Source organism: Methylobacterium sp. NPDC080182 (genome assembly GCF_050281105.1).
Taxonomy (GTDB): Bacteria; Pseudomonadota; Alphaproteobacteria; order Rhizobiales; family Beijerinckiaceae; genus Methylobacterium.
Genome location: NZ_JBNNWO010000012.1, coordinates 161,789 through 174,538, shown reverse-complemented (window position 1 = coordinate 174,538; position 12,750 = coordinate 161,789). Strand labels below are relative to the sequence as shown.

General features: G+C 73.3%; 14 protein-coding genes and 1 tRNA gene. 11 read left to right on the top strand and 4 right to left on the bottom strand.

The window, feature by feature from the left end; genetic code table 11:
* The first annotated feature begins 373 nt into the window (after positions 1 to 373).
* Positions 374 to 448 (top strand) — tRNA-Val (locus tag ACQKQD_RS21455).
* Positions 449 to 665: 217 nt separating this feature from the next.
* Here the strand turns inward: ACQKQD_RS21455 and ACQKQD_RS21450 are convergent.
* Positions 666 to 884: a hypothetical protein gene (locus ACQKQD_RS21450; RefSeq protein ID WP_020093240.1), complete on the bottom strand. Its 219-nt coding sequence runs from the start codon at positions 882 to 884 to the stop codon at positions 666 to 668.
* Positions 885 to 923: 39 nt separating this feature from the next.
* Positions 924 to 1,253, bottom strand: coding sequence for a hypothetical protein (locus ACQKQD_RS21445; RefSeq protein WP_020093241.1), 330 nt, complete (start codon positions 1,251 to 1,253; stop codon positions 924 to 926).
* A gap of 297 nt (positions 1,254 to 1,550) precedes the next feature.
* Here ACQKQD_RS21445 and ACQKQD_RS21440 point away from each other — a divergent pair, with 297 nt between their 5' ends.
* The 5 genes from ACQKQD_RS21440 (at position 1,551) to ACQKQD_RS21420 (ending at position 5,240) form a co-directional block, all read left to right on the top strand.
* Positions 1,551 to 2,054 carry a hypothetical protein gene (locus ACQKQD_RS21440; RefSeq protein ID WP_020093242.1) on the top strand — a complete coding sequence of 168 codons (504 nt, stop codon included), beginning with the start codon at positions 1,551 to 1,553 and terminating at the stop codon, positions 2,052 to 2,054.
* On the top strand, positions 2,051 to 2,548 hold the full coding sequence (locus ACQKQD_RS21435; protein WP_056523291.1) for a hypothetical protein: 498 nt from the start codon (positions 2,051 to 2,053) through the stop codon (positions 2,546 to 2,548). Before ACQKQD_RS21440 ends, ACQKQD_RS21435 begins: the two co-directional genes overlap by 4 nt.
* A gap of 247 nt (positions 2,549 to 2,795) precedes the next feature.
* The gene (locus ACQKQD_RS21430) at positions 2,796 to 2,933 is read left to right on the top strand and encodes a hypothetical protein (protein WP_427509506.1); all 138 of its coding nucleotides are present in this window, start codon (positions 2,796 to 2,798) and stop codon (positions 2,931 to 2,933) included.
* Between the two features lie 170 nt (positions 2,934 to 3,103).
* The gene (locus tag ACQKQD_RS21425) at positions 3,104 to 3,883 is read left to right on the top strand and encodes an SDR family oxidoreductase (RefSeq protein WP_020093245.1); all 780 of its coding nucleotides are present in this window, start codon (positions 3,104 to 3,106) and stop codon (positions 3,881 to 3,883) included.
* A gap of 61 nt (positions 3,884 to 3,944) precedes the next feature.
* Entirely contained in the window at positions 3,945 to 5,240 is a 1,296-nt protein-coding gene (locus ACQKQD_RS21420) for an amidase (protein WP_427509505.1), read from the top strand.
* A gap of 24 nt (positions 5,241 to 5,264) precedes the next feature.
* Here ACQKQD_RS21420 and ACQKQD_RS21415 read toward each other — a convergent pair whose 3' ends face one another.
* On the bottom strand, positions 5,265 to 6,470 hold the full coding sequence (locus tag ACQKQD_RS21415) for a serine hydrolase domain-containing protein (protein WP_081636480.1): 1,206 nt from the start codon (positions 6,468 to 6,470) through the stop codon (positions 5,265 to 5,267).
* Positions 6,471 to 6,703: 233 nt separating this feature from the next.
* Here ACQKQD_RS21415 and ACQKQD_RS21410 point away from each other — a divergent pair, with 233 nt between their 5' ends.
* From ACQKQD_RS21410 to ACQKQD_RS21395, 4 genes are all read left to right on the top strand, one after another.
* A complete protein-coding gene (locus ACQKQD_RS21410) occupies positions 6,704 to 7,054 on the top strand; it encodes a GCG_CRPN prefix-to-repeats domain-containing protein (RefSeq protein WP_234082999.1) in 351 nt (116 codons plus the stop codon).
* 124 nt (positions 7,055 to 7,178) lie between these two features.
* Positions 7,179 to 7,433, top strand: a complete 255-nt coding sequence (locus ACQKQD_RS21405; protein WP_042670699.1) for a hypothetical protein — start codon at positions 7,179 to 7,181, stop codon at positions 7,431 to 7,433.
* Between the two features lie 91 nt (positions 7,434 to 7,524).
* The gene (locus ACQKQD_RS21400) at positions 7,525 to 8,127 is read left to right on the top strand and encodes a nucleoside deaminase (RefSeq protein ID WP_020093250.1); all 603 of its coding nucleotides are present in this window, start codon (positions 7,525 to 7,527) and stop codon (positions 8,125 to 8,127) included.
* Positions 8,128 to 8,373: 246 nt separating this feature from the next.
* Positions 8,374 to 9,177: a class II aldolase/adducin family protein gene (locus tag ACQKQD_RS21395; protein WP_427509504.1), complete on the top strand. Its 804-nt coding sequence runs from the start codon at positions 8,374 to 8,376 to the stop codon at positions 9,175 to 9,177.
* Between the two features lie 219 nt (positions 9,178 to 9,396).
* Here ACQKQD_RS21395 and ACQKQD_RS21390 read toward each other — a convergent pair whose 3' ends face one another.
* Positions 9,397 to 10,296, bottom strand: coding sequence for a LysR family transcriptional regulator (locus tag ACQKQD_RS21390; protein WP_042670683.1), 900 nt, complete (start codon positions 10,294 to 10,296; stop codon positions 9,397 to 9,399).
* Positions 10,297 to 10,438: 142 nt separating this feature from the next.
* Here ACQKQD_RS21390 and ACQKQD_RS21385 point away from each other — a divergent pair, with 142 nt between their 5' ends.
* Positions 10,439 to 12,601 (top strand): malate synthase G, encoded by a 2,163-nt coding sequence (locus ACQKQD_RS21385; RefSeq protein WP_427509503.1) that lies wholly within the window; start codon positions 10,439 to 10,441, stop codon positions 12,599 to 12,601.
* The last annotated feature ends 149 nt before the right edge of the window (positions 12,602 to 12,750 follow it).

Genomic DNA, 12,750 nt, shown 5'->3' with positions numbered 1-12,750 from the left:
CGTGCACCATGGCGCGTTCGGCCCGGAGACGGATCCCGGCGGGTTGCCCCCGCCGGCTCGTTCTCCCCGTCTCTAAGCCATTGACGCAGAATGCGCTATCCGCGCGCGGCGCGGGGCGATCGGGTCGGCGCGCGCCGCGGCCGGACCATTGAGGGACGCGACCGATCGGCCTGGTCACGCAGGTTCCGCTTGCGCCCTCGCCGGGCAGCCGCTATAGGCCCCGCCCACCGGAGCCCGAACGGCGCCGGCCCGGACGCGCAGCTCGGCGGGAGAGCACTACCTTGACACGGTAGTCGGCACTCTCATAAGTTACTGAGCAGTCTGGACTATTTCGATGGCTTGCAGGTTCGTCGAACCTGATCGCGGTCGATACGGAGACGTAGCACAGCGGTAGTGCATTCCCTTGACATGGGAAAGGTCACAGGTTCGATCCCTGTCGTCTCCACCATTCGACGCCGTGACTCCCGGCCCGTCTCCAGATTGAACGCCCCAGACTGACGTCACGGCAGGATTGCCCACCGAGAGGGGTTCTCCGAACCCGTCGCGGCCTCCGGCATCGCGCCTGCCCGCTCCTCCCTCACGGCGTCGCTCGTGCCTCCTCTCGCGTGGCGAGACGGCGAGGCTCGAGCAGAACCGATACCCGCCCCGTCGGCGGGACCGGGATCCTACGGGATCGCGGCGCGGGCGAGGGCCGCGCGGCGCAGCCGACAGGCGGCCTCCGTGACACGGCGCGAGCGGTCCCGTCCCGCGTCCGGCCGCGCGCGGTCGCAGGTCTTCGCGACCGCGTCCAGCACGGCCGAGGCCGCCGCCATGAGGGCCAGCGTCGTCGCCGAACCGACCGAGACCAGGAAGAAGATCGTTGCGATGACTTGCGGAGCGGTCATGACGCACCTCCTCGGGTGCTTCGCGGTGATGCGGGAGACTTATGGCCGGTGCGGCGGGAACAGCGTGCGGCCGAGCACGGGCCGCGTCGCGTCGGGCGCACCGCCCGCGGGCTCCGGACGGGGGGAGAACCTCAGCTCGATCGTCCGGCCCTCGCGCGCGACGACCTCGCAGGCCTGGTTCAGCAGCAGGGCGATCGAGACGAGCCGGACGGCCTGCGGTGGCACCGCCTCCGGCTGGACCTCGATCCGCGCCCCGGATGTCCTGAGCTCCCAGATCAGGCAGTCACAGCATTCCTGCGGGTGCCCGAAGAAGATCTGTCCGGTCTTGAAGGCCGGCCTCCAGGCCTCTTCCATGCGGTTCCCGGCCATCGCGATCTCCTGCAGAACAACCATTTCAGCCCGTACCGATGAGCTGAATACGCGGTCATTCCGGGCGCGAATTCCGTATCAAACAGCACATCCGGCGAGCGCGCCGGCAATCCTGCCGCCGGCTTCGATCCGGCGATCCGGGGCCCGGCGCGAGGCCCGCCCGGCCGTGGCCGCCGCGCGCGGATCGGCCGCCGTCATTAATTGTCCAATACCCGATCGCCCGTCGTTTAATCCTTCGTTAACCATTCTAAACAGCTTAGTCGGATCAGAATCGCGTACACAGGGAGCAGGGGATCCGTGAGCGAGCTGCAGAGGCTTCTGAGCGATCCTCGGTTCCGGCCCGCAGACAAGGCCAAGCGCGGCGCCGCGTCCGAACCCGACCTCGGCAACGTCCTGCGCGCCGTCGCGTCGCTGCACGCGCGGGCCGAGTCCCCGACACCGCCGGCCGCGCCGCGGGACTGGGACGCGCTGATCCACCGGGTGCAGACCGCCGCCCGCCAAGCGCGCGTGATCGAGGCCCAGGCGCGCGAGCGGGAGGCGCGGATCGAGCAGGTGCTGGATCAGGTCCGCGAGGAGGTCCACGCCTCCAACGAGCGCGCCCGGATGGCCGAGATGCAGGCGCGCGAGGCCCAGCTGCGCGCCGAGGCGCAGGTCGTCGCCGCCGAGGAGCGCGCCAAGGCGGCGGAGGCCCGCGCCCGCGCCGCCGAGGATCGGGCCCGGCAGGCCGAGGACTGGCTGGACCGTGTCCAACAGGCGATCCTGTCCGAGTTCTCGGACCTCACCGAGCAGGCCGCGGCATGAGCGCCGCCCGCGCGTGGGCCGAGCCGACGGCGCCCCATCCCCTGTCCGACCCGGCCCTGCCGCGCGACGGCCACGCCGACCCGATCGACCGGGTCGTGGCGCTGTTCTCCGGCGCCGCGGCCGCATCCCCCGCGCCCGCCTCCCCGGCGGCCGAGGACGACTGGTCGACCTCCCTGACCGCCGTGCGCGGCGCCGCGGCGCGGGTCCGCGCCCTGCAGGCGAGCGCCCGCGACTCCGTCCGGGAGGCTCAGAGTTCCGTGCGGGCGGCCGAGACGGCGCTCCGCGCGGCCGAGGAGCGGGCCCGCCACGCCGAGGCGCTCCTGCAGGCGGCGCTCGCCCGGGCCGAGCGGGCCGAGGCGCAGGCCCGTGCGTCGGACGAGCGGGCCGAACGGGCGGAGGCCCAGCGGGCCGAGGCGCGGGCGTGGCTGCGCCGGATGCACGAGTGCATGGTCAACGAGTTCGGCGCCCTGTCCGGAGCGGCGGATCAGCCCTGAGCCGGCGCGCGCCGGCCCCGGTCGCCCGGACATCCGGCCGGGATCGCGCGGACCCGCGATGCGTCGGCCTCGGCCGAGCGTCCGACGCCACCATGACGCGCGATGGCCGCCGCGACGCGGGCCGGCCGCGCAGATCTCCTCCGGGGTCCCGCAATTACGAGCACTCGCCTTAAGTCGTCGAAAACAATTCTCAGGATATGGAATTCTGATCTCGTCGCCTCGACACCGTCCGCCTGGCAGGATCGCCGTGACCCTCAGCCTCGTCCTCAGCACGTCCCTTCCGCTCCTCACCGGGGCGGTGGCCCTGCTGTGGGCGGGCTTCGTCGCTCCGGAGCGGGGGGAGCGTCCGGACGTGCCCGGCGCCCGCGACCTGCGCACGTGGTGAGCGCCGGATCCCGGTTCCGGCCGTGAGGCGCCCGCCGAACCGGCCCTCCGGAGGCGGAGAGACCCCGAGAGGCCCCGCGCCCCGTCCCGGGCCGCTTCCGGGGACGGCACCCGGCGCGCTATGACGCGCCGGACGCCCTCGCGGCGAGGGCCGGCTCACGGAGGCTTCCCATGGATCTCGGCTTGAGCGGACGCCGGGCGCTCGTCTGCGCGGCGAGCAAGGGACTGGGCAAGGGCTGCGCCCTGGCGCTCGCCCGGGAGGGCGTCGCGGTGACGATCACGGCCCGCACCGCGGAGACGCTGGAGCGGACCGCGGACGAGATCCGCGCCGCGACGGGCGTCACCGTCACCGCCGTCGCGGGCGACATCGCCACCGAGGCCGGCCGGGCCGCCGCGCTCGCCGCCTGCCCCGAGCCCGACATCCTGGTCAACAATGCCGGCGGCCCGCCCCCCGGCGATTTCCGCGAGTGGGACCGCGACGCCTGGATCCGGGCGCTCGACGCCAACATGCTGGCGCCGATCGCGCTCATCAAGGCGACGGTCGACGGGATGATCGACCGCGGGTTCGGCCGGATCGTCAACATCACCTCCGGCGCCGTGAAGGCGCCGATCGAGCATCTCGGCCTGTCGAACGGCGCCCGCTCGGGGCTGACGGGCTTCGTGGCCGGCCTGGCGCGCAAGACCGTGCGGCACGGCGTGACGATCAACAACCTGCTGCCCGGCCCCTTCGACACCGACCGGATCCGCGGCAACGCCGCCGCGGGGGCCGCCAAGGCCGGCACCTCCGTGGAGGCGTTCCTGGAGGCGCGGGCCCGCGACAACCCCGCCGGCCGCTTCGGCCACCCCGACGAGTTCGGCGCCGCCTGCGCGTTCCTGTGCAGCCAGCAGGCGGGCTTCATCACCGGGCAGAACCTGCTGATGGATGGCGGCGCCTATCCCGGCACGTTCTGACGCGGACCGGCCCGACCGGCCCTCCGCTTGCAGGGCCGGATCAGATCATGCGGTGAGGACCATGAGCGTACGCGAGACCCTCGAGGCCCGGCTGGCCCGGATCGCCGCGGGGGACCCGGCGGTCTTCACCCGCCTCTACCCGGAGCAGGCCCGCGCGGCGGCGGACGCCGCCGATGCGCGCCGTCGGGACGGGATCTCCCTCGGCCCCCTCGACGGCGCGATGGTCTCGATCAAGGACCTGTTCGACGTGGCGGGCGAGACGACGCGCGCCGGCTCGATCCTCTTGGCCGACGCGGCGCCGGCGCGGTCCGACGCCCCGGTGGTCGCCCGCCTGCGCCGCGCCGGCGCGGTGATCCTGGGCAAGACCAACATGTCCGAGTTCGCCTTCTCGGGGCTCGGCCTCAACCCGCATTACGGCACCCCCGGCAACGCCGCCGATCCGGCGCGCATCCCGGGGGGCTCGTCCTCCGGCGCCGGGGTCTCGGTGGGGCAGGGGACGAGCGACATCGCGATCGGGTCCGACACGGGCGGCTCCGTTCGGATCCCGGCCTCGCTGAACGGCGTCGTCGGCTTCAAGCCGACCGCGAGCCGCGTGCCGCTGGAGGGGGCGTTCCCGCTGTCCTACGCCCTCGATTCCCTGGGGCCGCTCGCCCGGACGGTCGCGGATTGCGCGGCCGCCGACGCCGTGATGGCGGGCGAGGAGCCCGCGCCGCTGGAGGCGCTCGCCGTCGCCGGCCTGCGCATCGGCGTGCCGCGGGGCCTGCTGTTCACCGAGACGGAGGCGCCGGTCGCCGAGGCCTTCGAGCGGGTGCTGTCCCGCCTGTCCCGGGCCGGCGCCCGGATCGCCGATCACCCGATCGACGACCACCTCGCCGCCATGGACGCGGCGCTCCCGGACGGCTCCCTCGCGGCGATCGAGGCCGCGGCGATCCACGCCGACTGGCTGGACAGCGCGGCCGGCCGCTACGACCCGCGGGTGCATCGCCGCATCGTGGCCGGCCGGAATGCGACGGCCGCGGGCTACATCCGGACGATGCGCCGGCGGGCCGCGCTGATCGCCGCCTTCGACCGGCACCTCGCCCCGCTCGACGTGCTGGCGCTCCCGGCGACCGCCGCGACGGCGCCGCTCACCGCCCCGCTGGCGGCGGACGACGCGGCCTTCCTGGCGGCCAATCGCCTGATGCTGCGCAACACCGCCTTCGGCAACTTCTTCGATCTCACCGGCCTGTCCCTGCCGATGCCGGGCCTGCCCCGGCCGGCGGGCCTGATGCTGCTGGCCCGGCACGGACAGGACCGCCGGCTCCTGGCGATCGGGGCCGGGATCGAGGCCGGGATCGAGGCCGCGCTGGCGGGGTGAGCGCCCCGCGCGGCCCGGGCCCGCTCAGCGGATCTGGCGGGACAGCGCCACGCCGAGGCGCTCCGCGCCGATCTTCGGCTGGCCGCCGGCCACGAAGACGACGAGATCCTTGCCCGGATTGACGACGACCACGCTGTTGAAGCCGTCGGTCCCCCCGACCTTCAGGAAGACCGGCCGCTGGCCCGCGTCCGGGTCGCCGATCTCCTCGATCCAGGCCATGCCCTGCCGGAAGGTCTGTCCCTCCGGCTGGTAGAGCGGCGTCATCGCCTCGCGCAGCGCCCGGGTGAGCGCTGGCGGCACGGGCGCGCCGTTCACCGCCTCGTGCCCGAGCGCTGCCTCGCCGAAGGCGAGCATGTCGGTGGCGGTCGAGCGGAGCGCTCCCGCGGCGTACCACGCGAAGACCGGCCAGGGCATGACCGGCTGGCCCTCCATCCCGTAGCCCTGCGCGAGACGCGCGCGGTCGGCCGGCTTCACGGTGACCGCCGTGCTGGTCATCCCGAGCGGCCCGGTGATCCGCTCGTGCACGAGGCTCTCCCACGGCGCGCCGAGACGTTCGGAGAGAACGTAGCCGAGCAGGCCGATGCCGGCATTCGAGTACCGGTAGGGGGCGGGCAGGGCGCAGCCGCCCGCCTCGGATCCCTCCGGGCTCCAGCGCGACACCCAGGCCAGGAACGCTTCCGGCGGGTAGGTCCGGACGCTGCGCTCCGCCAGGGCACGCGGCAGGTCGCCCGGCAGCGTCGGCATCCCCGAGGTGAAGTCGGCGAGCTGCAGCGGCGTGATCTGGGCCGTGCAGGGCCGGAGTCGCAGGTTCGGCAACAGCTCCTGCAGCGGCGTGTCGGGACGCAGGCGGCCCGCATCGACGGCCTCGGCGAACAGTGCGGTCGTGAACACCTTGGTGATCGAGCCGATCTCCACGATCGTGTCGGACCGGTAGGGCGCGCCGCCGGCCCCGTTGAACCCGAAGTAGCTGCGCCGCCCCCGGTGGCTCACGCCCACGATCAGGCCCGGGATCGCCCCGCGCGCGACCCAGGCGCCGGCCAAGCGCTCGACGACCGGCCGCAGCGCGTCCACCTCCGCGCCGGCCGCGAGGTCGGCCGGGCGCCCGGCCCCCTCACCGAAGCCGTCCTGCGCGCCGCCGGGACCGGCGGCGAGCGCGAGGACGAGGGCAGCGAGGCCGGCCGTCACGATGGGTCGAGACCGTCCGCCGGCCCGACGATCCGTGCTGTTCATGGTCCTCCTCCCGATCCGTCACCGGCGCGCCGGGTGCGTCAGATTGGAACGGATGCATTGACGAACACTGAATACAGAACGGAAATCGCGCGGCTCATAAATGATGATGCGTAGTTGATACAGGTATTGACTGAATGCGGGCCATTGACATTAATCTTGGCTCGCAAGCAGCATGATGCACGATCCGGACGCGGACAGCGCGCCGGTCGCGGGAGGATCACGCCGTGCATTTCATGCGGATGATGGGGCTCGTGGCCCTTGTGTTGAGCGGCCTGGGCTTGGCGGGCCCGGCGTCGGCGGCCCCGCTCTCACCGGCGCCGCTGGCCGGCGACGCGAGCGGGCTGACCCGGGTCGGCTACTGGTGCGGGCCCGGATTCCACCTCAACCCGTGGGGCCGGTGCGTCCCGAACGCCCGCCGGTTCTACGGCCCGGGCCCGGCCTTCTACGGAGCCCGCTACTACGGAGGCCGGCGCTTCTACCGGACCTACAACTATCGCTGGCACCGCAATTACCGCTGGCATCGCAACTATCGCTGGCACCGCAACTATCATTGGCATCGCAGCTACCACTGGCGTCGCCGCTGACGAACGCGCCGGCGGCGCTCCGGACGGTCTCGCCCGGAGCGCCGCCGGCCCCACATACCGCTTCCCAGATCCGCGGCCGGCCGAACAGCGGCCACCGCGGCGCCGTATTCGGAGACCTGTGACGATGCGCCTCCCGCTGATTGCCTTCGCGACCGCGATTGCCCTGACCACGGGGGCGGCGGCGCAATCCGTGCCGGAGCCACCCATCCAGAGCCCGCAGGACGCCGCCTGCCGCGAGCAGGCGCGGGCCCAGATCTTCAGCTACCCCAACCCGAACAACCTCAGCCTCTACGACCTCGGTTCGCAGATCTGGCACCTGTGCATGGCGTCCTATCACGGCCGCGGCCCCAACCCCGGCCGCACCGATCAGCGCTTCTAGGCAGCGCTTCCAGGCAGCGCTTCCAGGACGGCCCCGGGCCGCGGTCGCGGCCGCCGGGATGGCCTCTCGAGACAGCTCAGCGGAACCGATCATGACGAGCAAGCTCCGCGGCACCGGGCAGCACGGCCACGCACCGCCCGTCGCGCCCGATGCGGGCCGGCGCGCGTTCCTCGGGGCCGCGGCGCTCGGCGTGGCGCTGTCGACGGGCGCGCGCCCCGCGTCGGCGACCACCGCCGCGCCGGCCACGGCCGCGGACGAGACCTTCATGCGGGCGGCCATCGCCGAGGCGCGCCGCGCCGACTTCCCGTTCGGCGCCGTCATCGTCGCGGAGGGCGAGATCCGCGCCCGGGGCCTGAATCTCGGGAAGCAGCAGCGCGATCCCACGGCGCACGGCGAGATGGTGGCGATCCGCCGCTTCCTCGCGGAGCACGGGCCGGAGGCGCTGCGGGGGACGACCCTCTACACGTCCGGCGAACCCTGCGCGATGTGCATGGGCGCGATCGTCTGGTGCGGGATCTCGCGCGTCGTCTTCGCCGCCTCGCTGCAGCAGCTCGCCACGAAGATCGACCAGATCATGATCACCTGCACGGAGGTCGCGGACCGGTCGCCGTTCCGCCCGATCGCGATCACGGGCGGCGTCCTGGCGGAGGAGGCGCTCGCGCTCTTTCCGCCCGGCGACCGCCCGTCCAAGTAAGGGACTGGAAGACGGCTCGGGCGACCGCCCGCGCGGCCCGGCAATCCGGTGGGACGCGGCCGTCGCTCCCCCGGAGGTCCCGCCGCATCCCACCGGATTGCCGGGCCGCCCGCCCTGGTGCACCCTGCCGGCGATTCCCGGACCTCGCCCCGAGCCCCCGCCTCGGGCGCCCGGGGATCGCGGGACCGCCTGCGCCGGGCGGCGATCCCGGAGGGCCGACAGGGCCGACCGGCAGGGAGCCGTCGCATGAGCGCAGCCACACCGTCGACCGTCGCGGACCGGGATACGGACCCCGCCGATCGCGCCGCGATCCGCGCGATGCGCGTCGACCTCGCGGCCGCCTACCGGCTGATCCATCGGCTGGGCCTCGACGACAGCATCTACACCCACATCTCGGCGCGGCTGCTGGGCGCCGGGCACCGGTTCCTGATCAACCCCTACGGGATGCGCTTCGAGGAGGTGTCGCCGGAGAACCTCGTCACCGTCGACATCGACGGGAAGGTGCTCGAGGATCCGATGGGGCTCGGCATCAACCCGGCCGGGTTCACGATCCACAGCGCCATCCACGCCGCGCGCCACGACGCGATCTGCGTGCTGCACACCCACACGGTCGCGGGCGTGGCGGTCTCCTGCCAGGAGGAGGGGCTCCTACCCCTGAACCAGTGGTCGATGCAGTTCACGGGGCGCGTCGCCTACCACGCCTACGAGGGCATCGCCCTCGACCTCGACGAGCGGGAGCGGCTGGTGGCCGATCTCGGCGACAAGCCCGTGATGGTGCTGCGCAATCACGGCCTGCTGACCTGCGGCCGCACGGTCGGCGAGGCGTTCCGGCTGATGCACAACATGGAGCGCTCGTGCCGGGCGCAGCTGGCGATCCAGGCGGCGGGCGCGCCGGTGATCCGGCCCTCCTCCGCCGTCGCCACCAAGACCGCCGGGCAGTACGCCGCCGGCTACGACCGCGTCGTGGTCCAGGGGGCGCCCGACAACGAGTGGGCGGCGTTCAAGCGGATGCTGGCGCGGACGGATCCGGATTTCTTCGCGAACGGCTGAGGGCGGCACGGCCGCCGGCTGAGCCGTTCGGTCGATGCGCCGCTCTCCGTCATCGCGAGCGCGGCGAAGCGACCCAGGGCAGCGCGACGTCCGACCTCGTCACGCCGACCGGACTGCTTCGCTCCACCCGCAACGACGGCGGTGCCGCGATCGGCGACGGCGTGAGACGTCGAGCGGGCGTCTCCCGCTCAGCAGGAGCGAGACGCCGCAGCACGGGCCTCACCCGTCTGCCCAGGCCCCGCTCGACCGGTAGGTCTGCTTGAGGAACGCGATGAAGGCCCGCGTCTTGGCCGGCACGAAGGCCCGGCTCGGGTAGACCGCGAAGATGCCGGCCGAGGCCGCCGCCGCGTAGGCCGGCAGCACCACCTCCAGCAGGCCGTCGCGCAGCTCCGCGTGCACGTCCCAGGTGGAGCGCAGCGCGATCCCGAGGCCGCCGATCACGGCCTCGCGCACCACCTCGTTGGAATGGGTGCGCAGCGGCCCCGAGGCGCCGACCGTGCAGGGGCCCTCCGGCCCGACCAGCCGCCAGGGATTCTGGTTCTCAGTGGCGAGGCAGACATGGCCGCGCAGGTCGTCGAGGCTCCGCGGCCGCCCGGCCGCGTCGAGGTAGCTCGGCCGCGCGCAGAGGACGCGCTGCACCGGCGCGAGGCGCACCGCCGTCAGTCCGGAACTCTCCAGCGCGCCGACCCGGATCGCGAGGTCGTAGCCGCGCTCGACGATCGACTCGAAATCGTCGCTCAGCTCCAAGTTGAGCACGATGCCGGGATGGAGGGCGAAGAAGGCCCGCAGGTGCGGGACGATGTGCAGGCGCCCGAAGGAGCTCGGCGCCGTGACCCGGAGCGTCCCCCGCGCCCGCGTCGCCGTCTGCGACACGAGGCTCTCGGCCTCCGCGATGGCGTCGACGATCGGCGCGATCCGCTCGAAGAAGGCCGCCCCGACATCCGTGGGCGCCACCCGCCGCGTGGTGCGATGCAGCAGGCGCACGGCGAGCCGTTCTTCCAGCCTTTTCAGCCGCTTCGACACCACCGCGACCGACAGGCCGAGCTCCGAGCCGGCCTGGGTGAGGCTGCCGGTGCGGACCACCCGGGCGAAGATCTCCAAGTCGCTCTGGTCGTGCATTGTCAACGCTGCGGAAAAAATCAAATCCGTTTTGCCGCCTTTCTCGCGGATGCCAAGCGATCTATCGAGGAAACATCAAAAATTTTTCACGGCGCGTTCGATTTTTTCTGACGCGCGTCGCCACGCATCCCCGAGGATCGCCATGTCGAAGCTCGTCGTCGCCGAGGATCTCCGCACCTTCGTCTCCGAGGAAGCGCTGCCCGGGACCGGTCTCTCGGCCGACCAGTTCTGGTCGGGCTTCGCCGCGATCGTCCGCGATCTCGCACCGCACAACCGGACGCTGCTCGACCGGCGCGACGGCCTCCAGGCCGACATCGATGCCTGGCACCGCGACCATCGCGGAGCGCCGCACGACCCGGCGGCCTACGCGGCCTACCTGACGCGGATCGGCTACCTGCAGCCGGAGCCCGAGACCGTGCAGGTGACCACCGAGAACGTGGACGCGGAGATCGCCGCCATCGCCGGGCCGCAGCTCGTGGTGCCGATCTCCAACGCCCGCTACGCGCTGAACGCCGCCAATGCCCGCTGGGGCAGCCTCTACGACGCCCTCTACGGCACCGACGCGATCCCGCAGGACGGCGAGCTCGCGCCCGGCGCCGGGTTCAACCCGGCCCGCGGCGCCGCGGTGGTGGCCAGGACCAAGGCGTTCCTCGACGCGACCGCGCCGCTCAGCGTCGGCTCCTGGGCGGATGCCGTGGGCTTCTCGGTGACGGACGGCCGCCTCGCCGCCGATCTCGGCGCCGGCCGCAGCGCCGGCCTGACCGGATCGTCCGCCTTCGCGGGCTACACCGGCGACGCCGCGGCGCCGACCGCGCTCCTGCTGCGCCACAACGGCCTGCACATCGAGGTCGTCATCGACCGCGCGAGCCCGATCGGCCGCACCGACCCGGCCGGCATCGCCGACGTGGTGCTGGAGGCCGCCCTCTCGACCATCATGGACATGGAGGATTCGGTGGCGGCCGTGGACTCGGCCGACAAGGTCGCGGTCTACCGGAGCTGGCTCGGCCTGATGCGCGGTGATCTGACCGCCACCCTGTCCAAGGGCGGCCGCACGGTCGAGCGGCGGCTCGCCGAGGACCGGACCTTCACGGCCCCCGACGGCGGGCGCCTGACCCTGCCGGGACGGTCGCTGATGCTGGTCCGGCATGTCGGCCACCACATGTACACCGACGCCGTGACCCTCGACGGCGCCGAGATCCCGGAGACGATCCTCGACGCGGCCGTCACCGCGCTGATCGCCCTGCACGACCTGAAGGGCACCGGTCCGCTCCGCAACAGCCGGACCGGCTCGGTCTACATGGTCAAGCCCAAGCTGCACGGTCCCGACGAGGTCGCCTTCGCGGTGGCGCTGTTCGGGCGGGTCGAGGCGCTGGTCGGCCTCGCGCCGCGGACGCTCAAGATCGGCGTCATGGACGAGGAGCGGCGCACGACGCTCAACCTCAAGGCGGCGATCGCCGCGGCGTCGGACCGGCTGTTCTTCATCAACACCGGCTTCCTCGACCGGACCGGCGACGAGATCCACACCTCGCTGGAGGCCGGCCCCGTGGTCCGCAAGGACGCCATGAAGGCGACCGCCTGGATCAAGGCCTACGAGGACGGCAACGTCGATGCCGGCCTCGCCTGCGGCCTGCCCGGCCACGCGCAGATCGGCAAGGGCATGTGGGCCGCCCCCGACCGGATGGCGGCGATGCTCGACGCCAAGGGCGCCCACCCGGAGGCGGGCGCCAACACCGCCTGGGTGCCGTCGCCGACCGCCGCGACGCTCCACGCGCTCCACTACCATCAGGTGGATGTCCGCGCCCGCCAGGCGGCGCTCGCCGGCCGGGCGCCCGCGACCCGCGCCGCCATGCTGACCCTGCCCCTCGCCGAGGGCGCGTTCGCACCGGAGGCGGTGCGGGAGGAGCTCGACAACAATTGCCAGGGGATCCTGGGCTACGTGGTCCGCTGGGTCGACCAGGGCGTCGGCTGCTCCAAGGTGCCGGACATCCACGAGGTCGGGCTGATGGAGGACCGCGCCACCCTGCGGATCTCCAGCCAGCACATCGCCAACTGGCTGCGCCACGGGATCGTGGATCGCGACGAGGTCGCCGCGGCCCTGCGGCGCATGGCCGAGGTCGTCGATCGCCAGAACGCCGGCGACCCGGCCTACCGGCCGATGGCCCCGGGCTTCGACGGGCCGGCCTTCCGCGCCGCCGAGGCCCTGGTCTTCGAGGGCGCCGGCCAGCCGAACGGCTACACCGAGTTCGTGCTGCACCGGTTCCGCCGGGAGGCGAAGCGCCTGGACGCCCGCGTTCGGGCGGCCTGAGGCCGCTCCCGGATCCCGGACGCGCAGCGCCCCGAGACCGCCCCAAGACTGCCCCAAGACCGCCCCGGGCCCGCCGACGGCCTGCGCGGCCTGAAACGCCGCGCCGCGGATCTGCCAGGGTCCGCGGCCTCTGCCGGTCGGGACGGGCC